Raw genomic sequence first — 222 nt, 5'->3', positions numbered from 1 at the left:
GGTTAGAGCGCTACACTGATAATGTAGAGGTCGGCAGTTCGAGCCTGCCCGAGACTACTAATTGAAAAAGACGGGAAGAGATCAGATATAAGACATCAGACATTTAAGTCTGAGATCTAGGATCTGAGATCTGAAGTCTACTAGCGGGGAATTAGCTCAGCTGGCTAGAGCGCCTGCCTTGCACGCAGGAGGTCAAGGGTTCGACTCCCTTATTCTCCACAG

The 222-nt window shown here is 49.1% G+C and carries 1 tRNA gene; it reads left to right on the top strand.

The features are described 5' to 3' along the window. Nucleotides 1-145 precede the first annotated feature (145 nt). Nucleotides 146-219 (top strand) — tRNA-Ala (locus BBH99_RS13790). Nucleotides 220-222: the final 3 nt, after the last annotated feature.

Origin of the sequence: Chryseobacterium contaminans, from assembly GCF_001684955.1 — a bacterium.
In the GTDB taxonomy this organism is placed as follows: Bacteria; Bacteroidota; Bacteroidia; order Flavobacteriales; family Weeksellaceae; genus Chryseobacterium; species Chryseobacterium contaminans.
Note: the sequence above shows the minus strand (reverse complement) of the source record. Positions and strands in the feature narration are given on the sequence as shown.